Raw genomic sequence first — 20,054 nt, forward strand, 5'->3', positions numbered from 1 at the left:
AATTAAATCGGGGCGTTTTTTTATGCGTATTGGCCACGGCTACGATGTGCACCGTTTCGCTGAAGGCGATTTCATCACCTTGGGCGGCGTGCGTATCGCACACCACCATGGGCTGCTGGCTCATTCTGACGGCGACGTCGTCTTGCACGCCTTGAGCGATGCATTGCTCGGCGCAGCGGCGTTAGGTGATATCGGCAAGCACTTTCCGGACACCGATCCCACCTTCAAGGGCGCCGACAGTCGCGTGCTGCTGCGCCATGTCGTCGGCTTGATCCACGCCAAAGGCTGGAAGGTCGGCAACGTCGATAACACCATCGTGGCCCAGGCGCCGAAAATGGCCCCGCATATCGAATCGATGCGCGCCCTGATTGCCGCAGACCTGCAAATAGAATTGGACCAAGTCAACGTGAAAGCCACCACCACCGAAAAGCTCGGGTTTACCGGTCGTGAAGAGGGCATCGCCGTGCACTCCGTCGCCTTGTTGCTGCGCGCATGAACGAACTTGAGTTGCTGGGCCCGCGTGCCTATGGCGAAGCGTTGGGCAGCGCGGTCCTGAAGGCCACTGCCGAAGATTTTCAGGTGGACGAAGTGCTCGACATCCCGCTGACCGGCGAAGGCGAGCACCTGTGGTTGTGGGTGGAGAAGCGCGGCCTGAATACCGAGGAAGCGGCGCGGCGTATCGCCAAGGCGGCTGGCGTGCCTTTGCGCACCGTCAGCTATGCCGGGCTCAAGGATCGCCAGGCATTGACCCGCCAGTGGTTCAGCGTGCAATTGCCCGGCAAGGCCGACCCGGACATGCGTGCCGCCGAGAACGACACCCTCCGGATCCTGAAAACCGCCCGGCACCAACGCAAGCTGCAGCGCGGCGCCCATGCGGCCAACGGCTTTACCTTGCGCCTGACCCAGTTGAAGGGTGATACCGCCGCCATCGACGCGCGTCTGCAACAGATTGCCCAGCACGGTATTCCCAACTATTTCGGTGCCCAGCGCTTTGGCCATAATGGCGGCAATGTCGTCGATGCCCGTGACTGGGCGGCTCGCAAGGCCTTGCCGGAACAGCGCAATGTGCGTTCGCGGTTGCTGTCCACCGCCCGTAGCTTGCTGTTCAACAAAGTGTTGGCGGCGCGTGTCGCCGACGGCTCCTGGCAGCGCGCCCAAGTCGGCGACTTGCTGGCCTTCACCGACAGCCGCAGCTTTTTCCCGGCCGGGGAGGCTGAATGCAGCGACCCGCGCCTGGCGATCCTCGACCTGCATCCCACCGGCCCGCAGTGGGGGGAGGGCGAGTCTCCGGCGAAAGGTCGTACCTATGAATTGGAACAATCTGTCGCCGCCGCAGAAGCTGACCTGCGTGATTGGCTGGTGAATGCGGGAATGAGCCAAGAACGTCGCATTCTGCGGCTGCCCATTGGCGGGTTGACGTGGCATTATCCCGGGCCTGACATTCTGCAATTGGAATTCGTCCTGCCGGCTGGATGCTTCGCCACTGTATTGGTGCGCGAACTCGTTGATCTAGTGCCGGTGGGGCCGACGGACAACCCATGCGTATTCTGATATCAAACGATGACGGTGCCACCGCACCCGGCCTCGCCGCGCTTCATGCTGCGCTGGCGGATTACGCCGAATGCGTGGTGGTGGCCCCCGACCAGGACAAGAGCGGCGCCAGCAGTTCGCTGACGCTCGACCGTCCGTTGCACCCCAAGGTGCTGGCCAATGGCTTTATCAGCGTGAACGGCACCCCCACCGACTGCGTACATCTGGCGATCAACAGCTTGTTGGAGCACGCGCCGGACCTGGTGGTGTCGGGCATCAACCTGGGCGCGAACCTGGGCGATGACGTGCTGTATTCCGGCACCGTGGCGGCCGCCCTTGAAGGGCGTTTTCTCGGCGGTATCGGGTTCGCCTTTTCCTTCGCCTCACGGCAACTGGATAACCTGGCGACGGCGGCGTACTACGCGCGCAAGTTGGTGCAAGCGCACGCGTCCCTGAACCTGCCGCCGCGCACTGTGCTTAACGTCAATATCCCCAACCTGCCTCTTGACCATATTCGCGGTATCCAGCTGACGCGGCTGGGGCACCGTGCCCGTGCGGCGGCACCCTTGAAGGTGGTCGACCCGCGTGGCAAGGAAGGCTATTGGATCGCCGCGGCCGGCGATGCCGAGGATGGTGGCGAGGGCACGGACTTTCATGCGGTGATGCAAGGCTATGTATCGATTACCCCGTTGCAATTCGATCGCACCTTCAGTGATGCCTTCAGTGGACTTGATGGCTGGCTGGAGGGACTGCGCTGATGGCTCGTGAACAAGACGACTTGCTGCGCCGTGGCATCGGGATGACTTCCCAGCGCACGCGCGAGCGTTTGATCCAGCGTCTGTACGAAGAAGGCTTGTCCAATGCGCAGGTGCTGGAAGTGATCCGGCGCACGCCTCGGCACCTGTTTGTCGACGAAGCCCTGGCGCACCGCGCCTACGAAGACACGGCGTTGCCGATCGGCCACAACCAGACCATCTCCCAGCCTTATATGGTCGCCCGCATGAGCGAGCTGTTGCTGGCCGCCGGGCCGTTGGACAAGGTGCTGGAAATCGGCACCGGCTCCGGCTATCAGACCGCCGTGTTGTCTCAGTTGGTCGAACGGGTGTTCTCGGTCGAGCGCATCAAGGTGCTGCAGGACCGCGCCAAAGAGCGCCTGGTGGAGCTGAACCTGCGTAACGTAGTGTTTCGTTGGGGCGATGGCTGGGAAGGCTGGCCGGCATTGGCGCCCTATAACGGCATCATTGTCACTGCGGTGGCCACCGATGTGCCGCAAGCGCTGCTCGATCAACTGGCGCCCGGCGGCCGGCTGGTCATCCCGGTGGGCTCCGGCGAAGTGCAACAATTGATGCTCATTATTCGCGAGGACGATGGCTTTTCCCGGCATGTGCTCGGGGCTGTGCGCTTCGTGCCGCTGCTCAACGGCCCGCTGGCCTGATCATTTATTTCCAGGCAGTGAATTCCACAGGCGCAGATGTGTCTTACAGCGGGGTCTATAGATTCAACGAGGGAAGGCGCCGGAGTTAAACATGATGAAGTTTTCGTTTCACTCGTGTGCCGGTAAAAAGCCAATGCCCAGTTATACTTGCGTCATCTTTCAAGCCTGATACAGGCGTTAACGTTCAGCCACCACAAAGGGAGCGGCGGGTGAGTCTCACAGGTCCTGCGCAGCGAATGAGTAAAACAAGCTTTCAGCGACTGGTGCTTGGCCTTGTCTTGAGTTCCTTACTGGCAGCCTGCTCGAGCACGCCATCCGGCGGTGCGTGGGTAGTTGACCGCACCAATGCGGCACCGCAGAAGCCGACGGTGACCACCGGCCAATACGTCGTGCGCAAGGGCGATACGCTGTTCTCGATCGCCTTCCGTTATGGTTGGGATTACAAGGCGCTCGCAGCTCGTAACAACATTCCCGTGCCCTATACGATTCATCCGGGGCAGACGATTCGCTTCGATGGCCGCGCCGGTTCGGCGCCCACGGCAGTTGTGACAAAGTCGGGATCTTCGGCTTCTTCTTCGAGCAAAACCACGGTTATCACCAGGCCTGCAGGTACCGCCGCACCTTCGGTGGCGAGCAAGCCGGCACCCGCGCCGTTGCCACCTGCAGGGCCCGCGCCGACCGGTTGGGGATGGCCTTCAAACGGCGTATTAATTGGAAAATTCTCTTCAAACGGCAGTTTGAATAAAGGCATTGATATCGCCGGGGATTTGGGACAGCCTGTTTTGGCTGCGTCTGATGGGACAGTGGTGTACGCCGGGAGTGGTCTACGGGGCTACGGCGAGCTGGTCATCATCAAACACAGCGATACCTACGTCAGTGCCTACGGTCATAACCGCAGGTTGTTGGTTCGGGAGGGGCAGCAGGTCAAGGTCGGACAGACAATTGCCGAAATGGGTTCAACGGGTACAGACCGGGTGAAACTGCACTTTGAGATTCGCCGCCAGGGGAAACCTGTAGACCCACTGCAATTCCTACCCCGTCGTTGATGTGTTGCCAGCCTGTTCCCTCACGTAGAAGGAACAGGCTCCAGCGTTGCCAAGGATAAAGGCGTCGCTTGAGCTTGAGGTCGAACTCACCAAAGGACTATAACAATGGCTCTCAGTAAAGAAGCGCCGGAGTTTGACATCGACGATGAGGTTCTCCTTATGGAGACCGGTATCGCTACGGAACCGATGTCAGATAATGAGGGGGCATCACCACCCTCAGTTCGCACCAAATCCAAAAACTCCTCCGCGTTAAAGCAACACAAGTACATTGATTACACGCGGGCGCTCGACGCGACCCAGTTGTACCTCAATGAAATCGGCTTTTCCCCTCTGCTCACCCCCGAAGAAGAAGTCCATTTTGCGCGTCTGTCGCAGAAGGGCGATCCGGCTGGGCGCAAACGCATGATTGAAAGCAACCTGCGCCTGGTGGTTAAAATCGCCCGACGCTACGTCAATCGCGGATTGTCGCTGCTGGACTTGATCGAGGAAGGCAACCTGGGCTTGATCCGGGCGGTGGAGAAGTTCGACCCTGAGCGGGGCTTTCGCTTCTCGACTTATGCCACCTGGTGGATTCGCCAGACCATCGAACGGGCGATCATGAATCAGACCCGTACGATCCGGTTGCCGATCCATGTGGTCAAGGAGCTCAACGTGTACCTGCGGGCAGCGCGTGAGCTGACACAAAAACTCGATCATGAACCTTCGCCCGAAGAAATCGCCAACCTGCTGGAAAAACCGGTAGGGGAGGTCAAGCGCATGCTCGGCCTGAATGAGCGGGTGTCTTCGGTCGATGTCTCGCTGGGTCCGGATTCGGATAAAACCCTGCTGGACACCCTGACAGATGATCGCCCGACAGATCCGTGCGAGCTGTTGCAGGATGATGATCTGTCCCAAAGCATCGACCAGTGGTTGTCGGAACTCACCGATAAGCAGCGCGAGGTGGTGATCCGCCGCTTCGGCCTGCGCGGCCATGAGAGCAGCACCCTGGAGGACGTAGGCCTGGAGATCGGCCTGACCCGTGAGCGGGTTCGGCAGATTCAAGTAGAGGGGCTCAAGCGCTTGCGCGAGATCCTCGAGAAGAACGGCTTGTCGAGTGAGTCGTTGTTTCAATAAACAACGCTGCTTGAATGTCGAATGTGGGAGGGGGTATAAGCCCCCTCCCACATTTTTTATGCCCATCGTTTGCTGATCATTCCCACGCTCCGCGTGGGAATGCAGCACCAGGACGCTCTGCGTCCCATGGCGTAACGCAGAGCGTCACAAGAGTCATTTCCACGCAGAGCGTGGGAACGATCGGCATAAAAAAACCCCGCTTTTAAGGGCGGGGTCTTTTCGACTAAGTCAGTACAAGTTAGATAACTTGAACTTCTTCAGCTTGCATGCCTTTCTGACCGCGGGTAGCGATGAAAGAAACCTGTTGGCCTTCTTTCAGGCTTTTGAAGCCGTCGGATTGGATAGCTTTGAAGTGAACGAACAGGTCGTCACCGGATTGTGGAGTGATGAAGCCGAAGCCTTTTTCATCGTTGAACCACTTAACGGTACCAGTTTGGCGATTAGACATGGTGTAACTCCTTGAACAAAGTTAACTGCGACTCAGGAAAAGCCCTGGCCGAGACTGAGTGCAAAGAGCAGGAAAAATTCTTGGAGATGGTTGGATCGAAATTCAACATATCGTGTAGAGATTCTCAGTGACACAAGCAACACAGTGACGCCACCTTAACCCTTTTTCCGGAACGTGCCAATGGTATTTCCGAAGGTTTCTCTATTTTCGTGACTGGCGGTGGTATTTATTGTCCCCGAAAGTCGCGCCAAGAGCCCCGGCCCCGTTGGCTGCGGGTAATGGAGGCCGGTGCATTCGTCATTAAAAGTCCTGCGCCCTTTGAACCCCACAGCCGGCCCCGGTAAGATGCCCCACAGAATTTTTTCACCTCGCATTCAGGACACCGCCATGAGCATCAAATCGGACAAGTGGATTCGCCGCATGGCGCAGGAACACGGCATGATCGAACCGTTCGTCGAGCGCCAGATCCGTGGTGAAGGCGACGCGCGCGTGATTTCGTACGGAGTCTCCAGCTATGGCTACGATGTGCGCTGCGCCGATGAATTCAAGGTGTTCACCAATATCAACTCGGCGATCGTCGATCCGAAGAACTTCGACGAAAAAAGCTTCGTCGACGTCAAGAGCGATGTTTGCATCATCCCGCCAAACTCCTTCGCCCTGGCCCGCACCGTGGAGTTCTTCCGTATCCCGCGTGACGTATTGACCATCTGCCTGGGTAAAAGCACCTACGCCCGTTGCGGCATCATCGTCAACGTGACCCCGCTGGAACCCGAGTGGGAAGGCCATGTGACCCTGGAGTTCTCCAACACCACCACCTTGCCAGCGAAAATCTACGCCAACGAAGGCGTGGCGCAAATGCTGTTCCTGCAGTCCGACGAGGCGTGCGAAGTGTCCTATAAGGACCGTGCCGGCAAGTATCAGGGCCAGCGTGGCGTCACGCTCCCACGCGCTTGATCGAAAGCTCCTACGGGTAAAGGGAATTAGTCTGCGGAAATTGACTCTATCTAGGTGTACTGCTTCGGCGCGTGTAAAACGCGTCGAGCCACGCTTGAGGAGTGCCCTATGAAGATCAACCCGCGAATCAGCGCAGAACTTGCCCGGCTTGAACCCAACCAGATTGGTGTTCTGGCCTGGTCCTTGATGGCCGACCCTGCTTATGCGGGCGGCATCCCCGGCCAACCTGACCCGGACTATCCGCAGCAGCCTACCGAACCGGGTGAGCCCACCCTGCCGGATGAGCCGCCTCCCGCACCTGTTGCCTGATCCAGCACACACGCCTGCGCGTCACTGAACCGGCCAGACCTCATGATCGCCGATCACAAAGATTCGGCGCTCATCGTCCAGCTCCACTGCGTAACCGCCGGTAAAGGCGCCAAACGCCGGCAGCAGGCTGACCCGCTTGCCAATCTGGAAGCACGGCAGGCGCAGGCTTTGCCGGCCCTTGCCGCGCAAGCGATACACCGGATGGACATGCCCGGCCAGCACATGATGGCTGGGATGGGCGTGCGGCTCGTGCTGTAGCGCGAACGGCCCTATCAATAGTGGCTCCGTCACCACCTCGATGTTCAGGTCGGCAGGCGGGTCGCCTGCTCGTTGATCGTGATTGCCGCGAATCAACGTGATCGGCAACTCAGCGTGGCGCGCTCGCCAGGCCCTGAGCGCGCCCAGGGTGCCGCTGGCGTGGGAGCCTGGGCCGTGGAGAAAATCTCCGAGGAAGATTACTCGAACGCAGGCAAAGGCCGCCAGCAACCGATCCAGGCGCTGCAGGTTTTCGCTCGTGGTGCCCTGGGGCACGGGTTGCCCGAGGCTGCGGTAGGCCGAGGCCTTGCCGAAGTGAGCGTCGGCGATCAGCAAGTATTGATGCTCCGGCCAGTACATCGCCTTGTCCGCCAGCAACCATACTTGCTCACCCTCAAGCGTTACCGAACACACCATCAAGCTTTCCCTCTGTCCGCGACTTTTTCCAGGTCCTTGACCATCCGCGCAATGCGCTCCGAGAGTTTTTCCGAACTCAGGCTTTCGCGCATTCGCTCCACCAGCAGCGGAAAGGCCAGGGGGGTTGGCCGTTGGATCAGATGCAGGTCCAGCTGCAGCGCCGACAAGCGAAGCAAGGTCTCTTCCAGGCGCTGAATGTCCAGTTCGTTGCGCAGGACTTCTTCCCCTGCCTGGGTCAGCAGCAGGTTGTGCGGATCATATTGTTTGAACACTTCGAAGAACAGGCCGCTGGAGGCCTGCACCTGCCGGGTGCTTTTCGGCGCGCCGGGGTAACCGGCGAACACCAGCCCGGCGATGCGTGCGATTTCGCGAAAGCGCCGCAACGCCAGTTCACCGGCGTTGAGGCTGGCTGCCACGTCCGTGAGCAAATCCTCTGGGCTGAGCAGCGCCTCGGTCAACAACTGGGGCCAGTGCACCTCGGTGGCGCTCAGCAATTCCAACCCATAATCATTGACCGCAATGGAAAAGGTCACGGGTTGCTGCCGGCTGACGCGCCACGCCAGCAGACTCGCCAGCCCCAGATGCACCTGACGCCCGGCGAAGGGGTAGAGAAACAGGTGCCAGCCTTCGCGCGACTTGAGAAACTCCGCCAGCAAGTGATCACGGGTCGGCAGGCCGGACCAACGCAGTTGTGTCAGCAGCAGTGGCTGCACCGCCTGCATCTCCGGGCCGTCGAAACGACCCTGCGCCGCCGCGTCGAAGCGCTCGATCACTGCCTGCGCCAGCTCGTTGGAAAGCGGCATGCGCCCGCCATTCCAGCGCGGCACGGCGGCTTTTTTCGCGGTGCTGCGGCGCACGTACGCGGTCATGTTTTCCACGCGCACCAACTCCAGCAGGCGTCCGGCGAACAGAAAGCCGTCGCCCGGCTTGAGTCGCGCAATAAAACCTTCCTCGACACTGCCGAGGTTTTTGCCGCCACCGCCTTTGCTCCAGTACTTCAGGTGCATACTCGCATCGCTGACAATGGTGCCCACGCTCATGCGATGGCGGCGTGCCAGTCGTGCATCGGGTACGCGCCAGATGCCCTGTTCGTCGGGCTCTACGCGGCGGTAATCCGGGTAGGCGGTAAGCGACAGTCCGCCATGGCGTACAAAGGCCAGCGCCCAGGTCCAATCGGCGTCGGTAAGATCGCGGTAGGCCCAGGCCCCGCGGACCTCCGCCAGCAGCGCATCGGGAACAAACCCGCCGCCCAGGGCCATGCTGACCAGATGTTGCACCAGCACATCCAGGGGTTTATGGGGCGATTTGCGGGCTTCGATGCGTCGCTGGGCAATCGCATCCTTTGCGGCGGCGGCTTCCACCAGCTCCAGGCTGTGGGTCGGTACCAGGGTCACCCGTGATGGCCGTCCCGGTGCATGCCCCGAGCGGCCGGCGCGTTGCATCAGGCGCGCCACACCTTTGGCCGAGCCTATCTGCAACACCCGCTCCACCGGCAGGAAATCTACGCCCAGGTCCAGGCTGGAGGTGCACACCACCGCCTTGAGTTGGCCGTCTTTGAGCGCACGTTCCACCCAGTCCCGGGTCTCGCGCGACAGCGAGCCGTGATGCAGCGCAATCAGGCCGGCCCACTCCGGCCTGGCCTCCAGCAGCGCCTGGTACCAGATTTCCGACTGCGCCCGGGTATTGGTGAACACCAGGCAACTGCTACTGGCATCTACTTCGGCTACCACTTGCGGGAGCATTTTCAAACCGATATGGCCGGCCCAGGGAAAGCGTTCGGCGATGGGAGGCAGCAGTGTGTCAACCAGCAACTGTTTGGGCGATTGCCCCTGCACATTGACCCCGCCACCCTGTGGGACCAATACATCCAGCGCGTGGGCCTGATTACCCAAGGTCGCGGAAATGCCCCAGACCAGCAAGTCGGGGTGCCAGCGTCGCAGCCGTGCCAACGCCAGTTGCAATTGCACACCGCGCTTATTGCCGATCAGTTCATGCCATTCGTCCACCACCACCATGCGCAGATGCGCCAGGCTGACCTCACTGTCGGCGCGCGCAAGCATCAGCGTCAGGCTTTCCGGGGTGGTGATCAGTACAGTGGGCTGGCGGCGGGTCTGGCGGGCGCGTTCGCCGCTGCTGGTGTCGCCCGTGCGCAGGCCAACGCTCCAGGGGATCTGCAAGGCCGCCAGCGGCGCCTCGAGGGCGCGCGCGGTGTCGGCGGCCAAGGCGCGCATCGGTGTGATCCACAATACGGTCAGTGGTTCGGCCGGCGCCTTGCGCTTGCCGGTAGCGGGCGGGCGCGTGATGGCGAAACGATTGAGGGCGGCGAACCACAGCGCGTAGGTTTTACCCGCGCCGGTACTGGCATGCAGCAAGCCGGATTGACCGTCCTTGACGGCCTTCCACACTTCTTTCTGGAATGCGAACGCACGCCAGCCACGGGTGGCAAACCATTGTTTTGCGAAGTCGACGGGTTTTGCCATGCGGCAGCTGACGCTCTGGAGGCTCTATTGCACAGACCCTCCAGGCGTCACAAAGGTTTACTTCAAGTTGCCGCTCAAAAACTGCTGCAGGCGCTCGCTCTTCGGATTGCCCAGCACGTCCGCCGGCGCACCTTGCTCTTCCACCCGGCCTTGATGCAGGAACAGTACCTGGCTGGAAACCTTGCGCGCAAAGCTCATTTCGTGGGTCACCATGATCATGGTGCGGCCTTCTTCGGCCAGGCCCTGGATCACCTTCAATACTTCACCGACCAACTCCGGGTCCAGTGCCGAGGTGGGTTCGTCGAACAGCATCACCTCGGGCTCCATCGCCAACGCGCGGGCAATCGCTACCCGTTGCTGCTGGCCGCCAGACAGGAATGCCGGGTATTGATCGGCCACCCGCGCGGGCAGGCCGACTTTGTCCAGGTAGCGCCGGGCGCGGTCTTCGGCGTCTTTCTTGCTGCACCCCAGCACCCGGCGCGGCGCCATGGTGATGTTTTCCAGCACGCTCATGTGGCTCCACAGGTTGAAGTGCTGGAAGACCATCGCCAGTCGTGTGCGCAAGCGCTGCAACTCGGCATCGTCGGCCACGCGCATGCCGTGGCGGTCGCTGACCATGCGGATGGTTTGTCCGTCCAGGGTCATGGCGCCGTCGTTGGGCGTTTCCAGGAAGTTGATGCAGCGCAGGAAGGTGCTCTTGCCCGAGCCGCTGGCGCCGATCAGGCTGATCACGTCACCGGTCCTGGCCTTGAGCGAGACACCTTTGAGCACCTCATTGTCGCCATAGCTTTTATGCAGGCCTTCAACGGTCAATTTGTACATGGGGCGTGCATCCTCAAGGCGAAAGTAAGTAGCCGCTGCGGTAGGCCTCAGTGCCGGCGACATGACTGATCACCATCCCGGCAGTGGCCATGCGGCGTAGCGAACGGGCGTAAAGCAGGCCGGCATGCTGGCAGTGCACGGGCGTTACGCGGTCAGTGATGGGGTCGATGATTTCGGCGACCAGTTGCCCTGCTTCCAGGTATTCCCCCGGCAAGGCGCTGAACACCAGCAAGCCGCCCACGGGTGTGGTCACCGGCTCCACACCCGCCAATGGCGTGGCCGGGTAGGGCAGCGCGGGCAGGGGCGTCGTGTCGCCTTCAATCGCACCGAAGTGAATCAGGTAATCGATGATCGCCTGGCAGTCCAAGGTCGCGAGGCCGTGGTTGACGTCGCCTTGGCCGCGCAACTCGACGGTCACGGAAAAACTGCCCAGGGGGATGGGGAAGCGCGCGCCGAAGCGTTGCCGCAACTGCCACCACACCAGTGTGAAACACTCATCAAAGGACTGCCCGCCGGAGTCGGTGGCCAGCAGGTTGGCCTCCGATCCCAGGTAACGCGCCAACGGCTCCACCTGCGGCCAGGCCTCGGGCGTGGTGTAAAGGTGCGCCACCGCTTCGAAATCGCAATGCAGGTCCAGCACCATGTCGGCATCGCACGCCAGGCGTTGCAGCACCAGGCGCTGGGATTGCAATTGCCTCGATGCGGTTTGCGCGGCGAGGGCGTCGGATAACGCGGTGCGGATCAATCGGGCGTTGTGCTGGGGATCATCGCTCAGCGAGTTTTCAACCTGATCGCCGACCGCGTCGCTGAGGTCGACGAACAGGCGATTGAAGTTCTGCCCGCTTTCCAGCTCGTAGCGGCCCAGGGGGATGTCCATCAGCACCTGTTCCAGCCCCACCGGATTGGCGACCGGCACCACGACGATTTCGCTGCGCATGCGCCCGGCAGCCTCCAACTGCGCCAGCTGCGCCTTCAGGTGCCAGGCCACCAGCATGCCCGGCAGTTCATCGGCATGCAGGGACGATTGGATGTAAATCTTGCGGTCGGCCTGTTCCGGGCCGAAATGGAAACTGTGAATCTGCCGCGCCGTGCCAGGCACCGGCGCAATCAGGTCATGTTGCTGATGACGCATGAAAGCTCCTTAATGGCTCGGCCCGAGGAAGGCCAGCCAGCGGCGTTCGGCCAATCGGAACAGGCCGACCAGGGCGAAGGTCACGGCCAGGTAGATCAGGGCGGCGATGCCGAACGATTGAAAGGTCATGAAGGTGGCCGAGTTGGCGTCCCTGGCGACTTTGAGGATGTCCGGGATGGTGGCGGTGAACGCCACGGTGGTCGAATGCAGCATCAGGATCACCTCGTTGCTGTAGTAAGGCAACGAACGGCGCAGCGCCGACGGCATGATCACATAGGCATACAATTTCCAACCGCTCAGCCCGTAGGCCTTGGCCGCTTCGACTTCGCCGTGGGCCATGCTGCGGATCGCCCCGGCGAAAATTTCCGTGGTGTAGGCGCAGGTGTTGAGGGCGAAGGCCAGGATCGTGCAGTTCATCGCATCGCGAAAGAACGCATCGAGCACCGGTTGCGCGCGCACGGCGGCGATGCTGTAGATGCCTGTGTAGCAAATCAGCAACTGAATGTAGAGCGGCGTGCCGCGAAACAGGTAGGTGTAGAACTGCACCGGCCAGCGCACCAGGCGCCTGCGCGAGACACGGGCGATAGACAGTGGAATCGACACCACAAACCCAATCACCAGTGCCGCGCTGAGCAGCCACATAGTCATGGCCAGGCCGGTGATGTGCTGGCCGTCGCTATAAAGGAAGGGGCGCCAGTATTCCTGCAAAAGCTCGATCATCGCACGGCCTCCCGTGAGCCTGCGGCGTAGCGCCGTTCAAGACGACGCAGGACGAAGTTGGACGCGCTGGTGATCAACAGGTAGATCAGCGCGGCGAGCACCAGGAAGTAGAACAGTTGGTAGGTGCTCTTGCCGGCATCCTGGGCGGCTTTCACCAGGTCGGCCAGGCCGATGATCGACACCAGGGCGGTGGCCTTGAGCATCACCATCCAGTTATTGCCGATGCCCGGCAGGGCAAAGCGCATCATCTGCGGGAAGGTCACGTAGCGAAACCGTTGGCCGCGCTTGAGCCCGTAGGCGGTGGCGGCTTCCAGCTGGCCACGGGGCACGGCGAGAATCGCGCCCCGAAAAGTCTCGGTGAAATAGGCACCGTAGATAAAGCCCAAGGTGATGACCCCGGCGCTGAATGGGTCGATCTCGATGTACTCCCATTCCATAACGTCGGTCAGGCCGGTCAGCCAGGTTTGCAGGCTGTAGAAAATCAATAGCATCAACACCAGGTCGGGTACGCCGCGAATCAAGGTGGTGTAGAGCTGGGCGGGGATACGCAGGAAGGGCAGGCTGGAGAGTTTCGCGCTGGCGCCGAGCAGGCCCAGCAACACGCTGACGGCCAGGGACAGCACCGACAATTTAAGGGTCATCCAGGTGCCTTGCAGCAACAGCGGGCCGAAACCCTTCAAGCTGAACGCGCTCAGCCCGAGGGTTTGCAACAGATCTTCGAACATAAATCAGGACCTATGGCGATAAAAAAGCGCCCCTTCAAAAAAGGGGCGCCCCAGGCATTATTTGCCGCTGTACAGGTTCAGATCGCCAAAGTGTTTCTTCTGAATAGTGGCGTAGGTGCCATCATCGTGTAACGCTTTGATACCTTTATCCAAAAGAGCCTTGAGCTCAGTGTTACCTTTTTTGATACCGATCGCGGTTTTCGACGGCAGCAGCGGATCATCGATTGCTGCGCTGACTTCGTATCCAGCACCGGCTGGGGACTTCAGAAAACCCAGTTCAGCCTGCAGCATATCCTGCACGGAGGCATCGAGACGGCCGGACGTCAGGTCCGCATACACCTGATCCTGGTTGGCGTAGGCCTTGGTGGTCACGCCGGCCTTGTCCAGCACAGCCTTGGCGTAGGCTTCCTGGATGGTGCCCTGCTCGTAGCCCACGGTTTTGCCCTTGAGCGACTCAGGCGTCGAGTACCCGGCGCCTTTCTTGAACACCAGCGAGGTTGGCCCCGAGAACAGCTCGTTGGAGAAGTCGATCGCCTTCTCACGTACCGGGGTCACGGTCATGGACGAAATCACACCGTCGAACTTGTTGGCTTTCAGGCCCGGAATCATGCCGTCGAAATCGCTTTCAACCCATTTGCACTTGACCTTCAGCTCTGCACAGATGGCATTGCCCAGGTCGATGTCGAAGCCCACCAGGCTGCCGTCGGCGGCTTTGGATTCGAACGGCGCGTAGGAGGGATCGACACCGAAACGCAATTCCTTGTATTCCTTGGCGGTTGCAACACCTGCAGCCATGCACAGAGCCAGTGCAGAAAGGGTCAGCAATGCTTTTTTCATTATGTATTCCCTGGAAACCAAGATAAGCGCTTGTGGCGCATTTAGGACTGTTACTGAACGGTGTCAGACGGATCCCAAGTAGCAATTTCTGCACCATAGTTCCGAATGATCGTTTTAAAAGGTGGGATGAGGGATTTTTGAGCGTAGGAAATGCCCATTAGTGGGCATTGATAGAGTAGTGCACCATTTAAGATCGAACGGAAATCTAAATGTGGGAGGGGGCTTGCTCCCGATGGCGGTGGATCAGACACAAATGCTGTGACTGACACACCGCCATCGGGAGCAAGCCCCCTCCCACAGTTGATTTGTGTCAGGTCAGTAGATCCTGCAGCGTGGCGAGATTGTCGGCTTCCTCCACCGGTTTGTCCTGGCGCCAACGCAACATCCGTGGGAACCGCACCGCAATCCCGCTTTTATGCCGCTTGGACAGGGCGATGCCTTCGAAACCCAACTCAAACACCATGCTCGGCGTAACGCTGCTGACCGGGCCGAATTTTTCCACCGTGGTTTTGCGCACGATCGCGTCGACCTTGCGCATTTCTTCGTCAGTCAGCCCGGAATAGGCCTTGGCGAACGGCACCAGGGTGCGCTCGCTGCCCGGCGGGCCGTCCCACACCGCGAAGGTGTAATCGCTGTACAGGCTGGCGCGCCGGCCATGGCCGCGCTGAGCGTAGATCAACACCGCGTCGACGCTGAACGGGTCGACCTTCCACTTCCACCACAGGCCCATATCCTTGGTGCGGCCCACGCCGTAGAGGCCTTTGCGATCCTTGAGCATCATGCCTTCCACACCCAGGCTGCGGGAGGCTTCGCGCTGCTCGGCCAACGCTTGCCAGGTTGGCCCCTCAAGCAGCGGGGAGGGCAATAACACCGGTTGGTCACACGCTGCGATCACGCTTTCGAGCTGCGCACGCCGTTCAGCCAGGGTGTGGTTGCGCCAGTCGTCGCCCTGATGCTCCAGCAGGTCGTAGGCCAGCACCGCCACCGGCGCATCTTCCAGCACTTTTTTACTCAGGGTTTTGCGGCCGATCCGCTGCTGCAGCAGGGCGAAGGGTTGCACCGCGTCCTTCCAGACCACGATCTCACCGTCGATCACCGTGCCATCCGGCAAGCCACTGACCAGGCTGTGCAGCTCGGGGAAACGCTCGGTCACCAGCTCTTCGCCGCGCGACCACACCCACAGGCGCCCCTCACGCTTGACCAGTTGCGCGCGTATGCCATCAAACTTCCATTCCACCTGCCAGTCGGCGGGGGAGCCGAGCAGGGCATCGAACTGCTCCACTGGTTGCGCCAAGCCATGGGCGAGAAAAAACGGATAGGGCTGACCGCCACGTTGCGCATGTTCGTCGGACGATTCGGCAGCGATCAACTTGAGGTAGCCCGCAGCCGTAGGGCGATTGGACAGGTCGGTGTAGCCCACCAGCCGTTGCGCCACGCGCTTGCTGTCGAGCCCGGCCATGGCGGCAAGCGCGCGGGTCACCAGCAGCTTGGACACGCCCACGCGAAAGCTGCCGGTGATCAACTTGATGCACACCATCAGGCTCGGTTGATCCAGCTGCGCCCACAGCGCAGGCAGGCGTTCGGCCAGTTCAGCGGGCGCAAGGCCGCGCAGCGGCAGCAGTTTTTCTTCCAGCCACACCGCCAGGCCGTCTTCGGAGGTGTAGGTCGATTCGGGTAGCAGCAGGGAAATCGTCTCGGCCAGGTCGCCGACGGATTGGTAACTCTCTTCGAACAACCACGGCTCGATGCTCGCCGCTTGTGTCGCCATATCCCTCAGCAGACGGGTCGGTACCAGTTGCCGCGGCCGCCCGCCGGAGAGGAAGTACACCGCCCATGCCGCATCCTCCGGCGGTGCCTGCTGAAAGTAGTCTTGCAGCGCCGCGAGCTTGGCATTGCTGGAGGTCGTCGCGTCGAGGTTAGCGTACAGCTCGGCGAAGGCTTTCATGCGCTGGCCTCCTCTTCGTCATCGCCATATTCGGTGCTGAACCCCTGGGCATCCAGGCCTTTTTCGCGCAGATGGCGCACCAGTACGCCGACCGAGCCGTGGGTGACCATCACCCGTTCGGCGCCGGTCTGTTCGATGGCCCACAACAGTCCGGGCCAATCGGCGTGGTCCGACAGCACAAAGCCACGGTCGACCCCGCGCCGCCGCCGAGTCCCGCGTAGGCGCATCCAGCCGCTGGCGAACGCGTCGCTGTAATCGCCAAAGCGCCGTATCCAAGTGCTGCCGCTGGTGGAGGGCGGGGCGATGATCAAGGCCTGGCGCAGCAGCGGGTCGTTTTTTTTGAAGTCGCCGGCGTACAGCGTTTGCGGAATGTACACCCCGGCTTCGCGGTACACCCGGTTCAACGGCTCGACGGCGCCATGGCTGAGGATCGGGCCGATGCTGGCATCGATGCCATGCAGAATGCGCTGGGCCTTGCCGAAGGAATAGCAGAACAGCACGCTGGCTTTGCCGGCAGCGATATTGGCCTGCCACCAGTCATTAATACCGGCAAAAATCTGCGCCTGCGGCTGCCAGCGGTAGATCGGCAGGCCAAAGGTAGATTCGGTAATAAAAGTGTGGCAGCGCACCGGTTCGAACGGCGCGCACGTGCCATCGGGCTCGACCTTGTAGTCGCCGGACGCGACCCAGACTTCGCCCTGGTATTCCAGGCGCACCTGGGCCGAGCCCAACACATGCCCGGCCGGATGAAAACTCAAGGTCACACCGTGGTGCACCAACTGTTCGCCGTAGGCCAGGGTTTGCAGGTTGATGTCCTGGCCCAGGCGCGAACGCAGGATGCCTTCGCCGGGGGCGGCGGCCAGGTAATGTTGATTGCCGGTGCGGGCATGGTCGCCGTGGGCATGGGTGATGACGGAGCGTTCCACCGGGCGCCAGGGGTCGATGTAGAAATCCCCGGCGGGACAATAGAGGCCTTCGGGTCGGGCAATGACAAGGTCCATGGGATGACCGAGGAGATGGGCTTATCATTTAGGAGGATATGACGGTGAGAGAAGTTCTATCTGAATGCGTGGGGTCCAAGTGTGGGAGGGGGCTTGCTCCCGATAGCGGTGTGACAGGCAACACATTCATTGACTGAACTACTGCTATCAAGGATCGTTCCCACGCTCCCGCGTGGGAATGCAACCCGTGACGCTCTGCGTCACCTGTGCACGGTAGCTGAAACTCGGCTCGGTTCGCGCGACGCGGAGCGTCGCAAAAGGCATTCCCACGCAGAGCGTGGGAACGATCAGAGCGCCGGGTTACTTGCCGGGTGTCAGGGTCAACCGGGTCTTGCCATACACCTTGTCAAAATTCTGCGGCTGCATCGGGAAGCTCAGGTATTGCGCCTTGAGCGACGGGTCGATGCCGTTGGCATAGTTCGGGCTGGCCGGGTTGCCGGACTGGCCGGTGCCGCCCTGGCCCATCATCGGTTCCGGCTGGCCGAAGTCGACAATCATGCGCAACGCCGACGTCTGGGCCGCATTGAAGTCCTGCCCCCAGCGGTACGGTGCCGGGTTCAGGGTGTTGTGGTCGCCACCACTGGCCAACGGGCCACGGATCACCTGGCCGCTGGTGGTTTTCCAGGTGGTGGTGTGCAGCTTGCCCCATTGCCAGGCCTTGTGATCAGCGCCCAGCAGACTGTCGCCGGTGCTGATCGTGGCGGCCAGGGTGCGTGCGAGGATCGCCGGCTTGTCTTCTTTGTGCGGCGTGCGCGTGTCATCCCACAGCGGGCTGTCTTCACGGCCCAGCAAATGGTCTGCGGTGGCTGAGTAGGACAGGCTGGCGTTGCTGACAAAGGCTTTCCAGCTGGCGCTCTGCTCCGGACCGAGTTTGTCGAGGAAGATCTGTCTGGCGCTCTCTTGCAGGAACAGCTCGTAGAGCGCCGCGTCGGCGGACGTTGGCGCAAGGCGACCATCGAAGGCCATCAGGCGGCCCAGTGCTTCGCGCGCCTTGGCCTGTTCGGCCGCAGGCAGCGCATCGATTGCCTGTTTCAGCGGCTGAGCCATGCCCGGCGCCTGGAACATGCCTTTGAGTTTGGCGGCAAAGAGGGTGGTCTGGTCGTATTGCATGGCGATCAGACTGCGGCTGTCATGCTTGCCAGCATTGGCCAGTTGCGCCAGGCGCTCGCTGCGCTCCGGCGCATCCCAGGAATTGGACAGCTGCATGCCATAGCCACGCGGGGCGGTGCGCTGGTTGGCGGTGCCGATCCAGCCTTGCGCCGGGTCCTGGTCATAGGGATGCAGCATGGCGTCGGCGTAACCGTCCCAGTCAAAGCGCGTATCCCAGCCCGGCGAGGGCAGCAGGCCTTCGCCTTCGCGGCGGTTGGGGAAGCGGCCGGTGACTTGCCAGCCGATGTTGCTGGCGTCGGCGAAGATCATGTTCAACGCAATGGCGCGAATTTCGCGGGTGGCGTCCGAGGCCTTACCGGCGTTTTGCGCGCGGGACAGGTCGAAGAACGCATCCAGGCTCTTGTCGTCCTTCAAATCGGCGGTTTGCAGGGCCAGGCCATAACCACTGGTGAGGGCCTGGCTGCTGTTGAGCAAGGCGCCGTGGCGGGTTTCGTACACCACGTCGTGAACCGAGCGTTGACCTTTGATGAAGAAGGTCTCGTTACGCACACCGGCCGGTAGCCATTTTCCGTTGTTCTCGTAGTACAACGCGCTGCCCTGGCGTTTGACCTTCTCCAGGAACAGGTCCTGGGTATCGCCCTTGACCGCGCTCATGCTCCACGCGACCTTGCCGTTGAAGCCCGACAGCAGGGTCGGCAGGCCGGCAATCGACGCGCCGGCCGCCTGATATTTCGGGGCACGGATCTGCACATAGCTCCACGGTGACGGCGCTTGCGGCTGGGCGGCGAGGTCGTTGGCCAGCAGGCTTTTGCCGCTGCGGCTGCGTTGCGGTCCGATGGCCCAGTTGCTGGACGTGGTCACGCCCAGGGCATTGAGGCTGTTGAGTTGCTGGCTGACCGTGTCCAACCCGGCGAGGCCAGTGATCTGGCTCAGGTTCACGCCCTTGAGCTTATCGGCTTCGGCCAGCGGGATGGCCTCGTCCGGCGCGCTTGGGATAAGCCAGGCGAGCTTGTCGACACCGACTTTCTGCGCCAGCACCAGCGACGAAATTTCTTCCTGCAGGTTGCTCGACTCGCTGAAATTCAGCAGGCAGAACAGCAGCGCCGAATCTTCCGGTTTCCAGTACTCGGGCTTGTAGCCGGTCTGGGCCAGGTCTGTCGGCAGCTTGTCGCGGTAGCGGAACAGGTAGGCGTTAACGCCCCGTGCGTAGACTTCAAAGAACCGCTTGAGCCGTGGCGATGAGGCGTTGTACAGCTCGCCGGCGCTCTTTTTAAGGTTGACCGCGCGCATGAAGCGGTCGACATCGAGTACCTCAGGGCCGGACATTTCCGCCAGACGGCCCTGGGCCAGCAGCCGCAGGGTGACCATTTGGGTGATCCGGTCGCTGGCGTGTACATAGCCGAGGCTGAACAGCGCGTCGTGGAAAGTGTTGCTCTCAATCAGCGGCATGCCCTGGGCGTTGCGGCGTATCGACACGTTTTGCGCCAGGCCCTTGATCGGCTGTACGCCGGCCATGGGGGGCAGGGTGTCCTGGGTGCTCTGGAGCTGGCAACCGGCCAGGCTTAACGCACTGGCCACTGCCGCGGCAACGCCGAACCGGGGAAGAAAATGTGTAAGGGCTGGCGAGGCCATGGCAAAGCTCCTGCGGGGGGTAGCGTCATTAAAGGCGCTACGTTAGTGAGCGCGGCGAAACGACGCAAGCGGGAGTTTTGTAATTACGTGAGTACTCAGGCTTATGCGCAAATCAATGTGGGAGGGGGCTTGCTCCCGATAGC

The 20,054-nt window shown here is 61.2% G+C and carries 19 protein-coding genes; 8 read left to right on the forward strand and 11 right to left on the reverse strand.

What is annotated here, in order from left to right:
• Nucleotides 1-22 precede the first annotated feature (22 nt).
• From ispF to rpoS, 6 genes are all read left to right on the forward strand, one after another.
• Complete coding sequence (gene ispF, locus C4J85_RS06285) at nt 23-496, forward strand: 2-C-methyl-D-erythritol 2,4-cyclodiphosphate synthase (RefSeq protein WP_012722614.1); 474 nt, start codon at nt 23-25, stop codon at nt 494-496.
• The gene (gene truD / locus C4J85_RS06290) at nt 493-1,551 is read left to right on the forward strand and encodes a tRNA pseudouridine(13) synthase TruD (RefSeq protein ID WP_124409235.1); all 1,059 of its coding nucleotides are present in this window, start codon (nt 493-495) and stop codon (nt 1,549-1,551) included. The genes ispF and truD overlap by 4 nt, the downstream gene beginning before the upstream one ends.
• On the forward strand, nt 1,539-2,288 hold the full coding sequence (surE, locus tag C4J85_RS06295; RefSeq protein ID WP_124361626.1) for a 5'/3'-nucleotidase SurE: 750 nt from the start codon (nt 1,539-1,541) through the stop codon (nt 2,286-2,288). The genes truD and surE overlap by 13 nt, the downstream gene beginning before the upstream one ends.
• Before the next feature lie 41 nt (nt 2,289-2,329).
• Nucleotides 2,330-2,965: a protein-L-isoaspartate(D-aspartate) O-methyltransferase gene (locus tag C4J85_RS06300; RefSeq protein ID WP_170827533.1), complete on the forward strand. Its 636-nt coding sequence runs from the start codon at nt 2,330-2,332 to the stop codon at nt 2,963-2,965.
• Between the two features lie 209 nt (nt 2,966-3,174).
• Nucleotides 3,175-4,011, forward strand: coding sequence for a peptidoglycan DD-metalloendopeptidase family protein (locus C4J85_RS06305; protein WP_124409236.1), 837 nt, complete (start codon nt 3,175-3,177; stop codon nt 4,009-4,011).
• Between the two features lie 105 nt (nt 4,012-4,116).
• Nucleotides 4,117-5,124, forward strand: a complete 1,008-nt coding sequence (rpoS, locus tag C4J85_RS06310) for an RNA polymerase sigma factor RpoS (RefSeq protein ID WP_124361628.1) — start codon at nt 4,117-4,119, stop codon at nt 5,122-5,124.
• A 238-nt stretch (nt 5,125-5,362) separates the two neighbouring features.
• On the opposite strand, the gene C4J85_RS06315 is transcribed toward rpoS, so the two are convergent.
• The gene (locus C4J85_RS06315; protein ID WP_002554837.1) at nt 5,363-5,572 is read right to left on the reverse strand and encodes a cold-shock protein; all 210 of its coding nucleotides are present in this window, start codon (nt 5,570-5,572) and stop codon (nt 5,363-5,365) included.
• A 387-nt stretch (nt 5,573-5,959) separates the two neighbouring features.
• On the opposite strand from C4J85_RS06315, the gene dcd reads away from it, so the two are divergent.
• Together dcd and C4J85_RS06325 are read left to right on the forward strand one after the other, a co-directional pair.
• Nucleotides 5,960-6,526: a dCTP deaminase gene (gene dcd, locus C4J85_RS06320; protein WP_048719838.1), complete on the forward strand. Its 567-nt coding sequence runs from the start codon at nt 5,960-5,962 to the stop codon at nt 6,524-6,526.
• A gap of 108 nt (nt 6,527-6,634) precedes the next feature.
• On the forward strand, nt 6,635-6,835 hold the full coding sequence (locus C4J85_RS06325) for a hypothetical protein (protein WP_124366130.1): 201 nt from the start codon (nt 6,635-6,637) through the stop codon (nt 6,833-6,835).
• Nucleotides 6,836-6,856: 21 nt separating this feature from the next.
• Here C4J85_RS06325 and pdeM read toward each other — a convergent pair whose 3' ends face one another.
• From pdeM to C4J85_RS06375, 10 genes are all read right to left on the reverse strand, one after another.
• Nucleotides 6,857-7,507, reverse strand: coding sequence for a ligase-associated DNA damage response endonuclease PdeM (gene pdeM / locus C4J85_RS06330; protein ID WP_124409237.1), 651 nt, complete (start codon nt 7,505-7,507; stop codon nt 6,857-6,859).
• The gene (locus C4J85_RS06335) at nt 7,507-9,987 is read right to left on the reverse strand and encodes a ligase-associated DNA damage response DEXH box helicase (protein ID WP_124409238.1); all 2,481 of its coding nucleotides are present in this window, start codon (nt 9,985-9,987) and stop codon (nt 7,507-7,509) included. The genes pdeM and C4J85_RS06335 overlap by 1 nt, the downstream gene beginning before the upstream one ends.
• A 57-nt stretch (nt 9,988-10,044) precedes the next feature.
• Nucleotides 10,045-10,809 (reverse strand): ABC transporter ATP-binding protein, encoded by a 765-nt coding sequence (locus tag C4J85_RS06340; RefSeq protein WP_065951958.1) that lies wholly within the window; start codon nt 10,807-10,809, stop codon nt 10,045-10,047.
• Nucleotides 10,810-10,822: 13 nt separating this feature from the next.
• Entirely contained in the window at nt 10,823-11,941 is a 1,119-nt protein-coding gene (locus tag C4J85_RS06345) for a succinylglutamate desuccinylase/aspartoacylase family protein (protein WP_124409239.1), read from the reverse strand.
• Nucleotides 11,942-11,950: 9 nt separating this feature from the next.
• Complete coding sequence (locus C4J85_RS06350) at nt 11,951-12,661, reverse strand: ABC transporter permease (RefSeq protein WP_124361632.1); 711 nt, start codon at nt 12,659-12,661, stop codon at nt 11,951-11,953.
• Entirely contained in the window at nt 12,658-13,386 is a 729-nt protein-coding gene (locus C4J85_RS06355) for an ABC transporter permease (RefSeq protein ID WP_124369896.1), read from the reverse strand. Before C4J85_RS06355 ends, C4J85_RS06350 begins: the two co-directional genes overlap by 4 nt.
• Nucleotides 13,387-13,443: 57 nt before the next feature.
• A complete protein-coding gene (locus tag C4J85_RS06360; RefSeq protein ID WP_122683522.1) occupies nt 13,444-14,223 on the reverse strand; it encodes a transporter substrate-binding domain-containing protein in 780 nt (259 codons plus the stop codon).
• A 310-nt stretch (nt 14,224-14,533) separates the two neighbouring features.
• Nucleotides 14,534-16,168: an ATP-dependent DNA ligase gene (locus C4J85_RS06365; protein ID WP_124409240.1), complete on the reverse strand. Its 1,635-nt coding sequence runs from the start codon at nt 16,166-16,168 to the stop codon at nt 14,534-14,536.
• On the reverse strand, nt 16,165-17,169 hold the full coding sequence (locus C4J85_RS06370) for a ligase-associated DNA damage response exonuclease (protein WP_124409241.1): 1,005 nt from the start codon (nt 17,167-17,169) through the stop codon (nt 16,165-16,167). The genes C4J85_RS06365 and C4J85_RS06370 overlap by 4 nt, the downstream gene beginning before the upstream one ends.
• Before the next feature lie 300 nt (nt 17,170-17,469).
• Nucleotides 17,470-19,911, reverse strand: a complete 2,442-nt coding sequence (locus C4J85_RS06375; RefSeq protein ID WP_124409242.1) for a penicillin acylase family protein — start codon at nt 19,909-19,911, stop codon at nt 17,470-17,472.
• Between the last annotated feature and the right edge of the window lie 143 nt (nt 19,912-20,054).

Origin of the sequence: Pseudomonas sp. R4-34-07, assembly GCF_003852375.1 — a bacterium.
In the GTDB taxonomy this organism is placed as follows: Bacteria; Pseudomonadota; Gammaproteobacteria; order Pseudomonadales; family Pseudomonadaceae; genus Aquipseudomonas.

Coding starts and splice junctions, on each gene's coding strand:
- ispF (WP_012722614.1), top strand. CDS start 23: ATGCGTATTGGCCACGGCTACGATGTGCACCGTTTCGCTGAAGGCGAT.
- truD (WP_124409235.1), top strand. CDS start 493: ATGAACGAACTTGAGTTGCTGGGCCCGCGTGCCTATGGCGAAGCGTTG.
- surE (WP_124361626.1), top strand. CDS start 1,539: ATGCGTATTCTGATATCAAACGATGACGGTGCCACCGCACCCGGCCTC.
- C4J85_RS06300 (WP_170827533.1), top strand. CDS start 2,330: ATGACTTCCCAGCGCACGCGCGAGCGTTTGATCCAGCGTCTGTACGAA.
- rpoS (WP_124361628.1), top strand. CDS start 4,117: ATGGCTCTCAGTAAAGAAGCGCCGGAGTTTGACATCGACGATGAGGTT.
- C4J85_RS06315 (WP_002554837.1), bottom strand. CDS start 5,572: ATGTCTAATCGCCAAACTGGTACCGTTAAGTGGTTCAACGATGAAAAA.
- dcd (WP_048719838.1), top strand. CDS start 5,960: ATGAGCATCAAATCGGACAAGTGGATTCGCCGCATGGCGCAGGAACAC.
- C4J85_RS06325 (WP_124366130.1), top strand. CDS start 6,635: ATGAAGATCAACCCGCGAATCAGCGCAGAACTTGCCCGGCTTGAACCC.
- pdeM (WP_124409237.1), bottom strand. CDS start 7,507: ATGGTGTGTTCGGTAACGCTTGAGGGTGAGCAAGTATGGTTGCTGGCG.
- C4J85_RS06335 (WP_124409238.1), bottom strand. CDS start 9,987: ATGGCAAAACCCGTCGACTTCGCAAAACAATGGTTTGCCACCCGTGGC.
- C4J85_RS06340 (WP_065951958.1), bottom strand. CDS start 10,809: ATGTACAAATTGACCGTTGAAGGCCTGCATAAAAGCTATGGCGACAAT.
- C4J85_RS06345 (WP_124409239.1), bottom strand. CDS start 11,941: ATGCGTCATCAGCAACATGACCTGATTGCGCCGGTGCCTGGCACGGCG.
- C4J85_RS06350 (WP_124361632.1), bottom strand. CDS start 12,661: ATGATCGAGCTTTTGCAGGAATACTGGCGCCCCTTCCTTTATAGCGAC.
- C4J85_RS06355 (WP_124369896.1), bottom strand. CDS start 13,386: ATGTTCGAAGATCTGTTGCAAACCCTCGGGCTGAGCGCGTTCAGCTTG.
- C4J85_RS06360 (WP_122683522.1), bottom strand. CDS start 14,223: ATGAAAAAAGCATTGCTGACCCTTTCTGCACTGGCTCTGTGCATGGCT.
- C4J85_RS06365 (WP_124409240.1), bottom strand. CDS start 16,168: ATGAAAGCCTTCGCCGAGCTGTACGCTAACCTCGACGCGACGACCTCC.
- C4J85_RS06370 (WP_124409241.1), bottom strand. CDS start 17,169: ATGGACCTTGTCATTGCCCGACCCGAAGGCCTCTATTGTCCCGCCGGG.
- C4J85_RS06375 (WP_124409242.1), bottom strand. CDS start 19,911: ATGGCCTCGCCAGCCCTTACACATTTTCTTCCCCGGTTCGGCGTTGCC.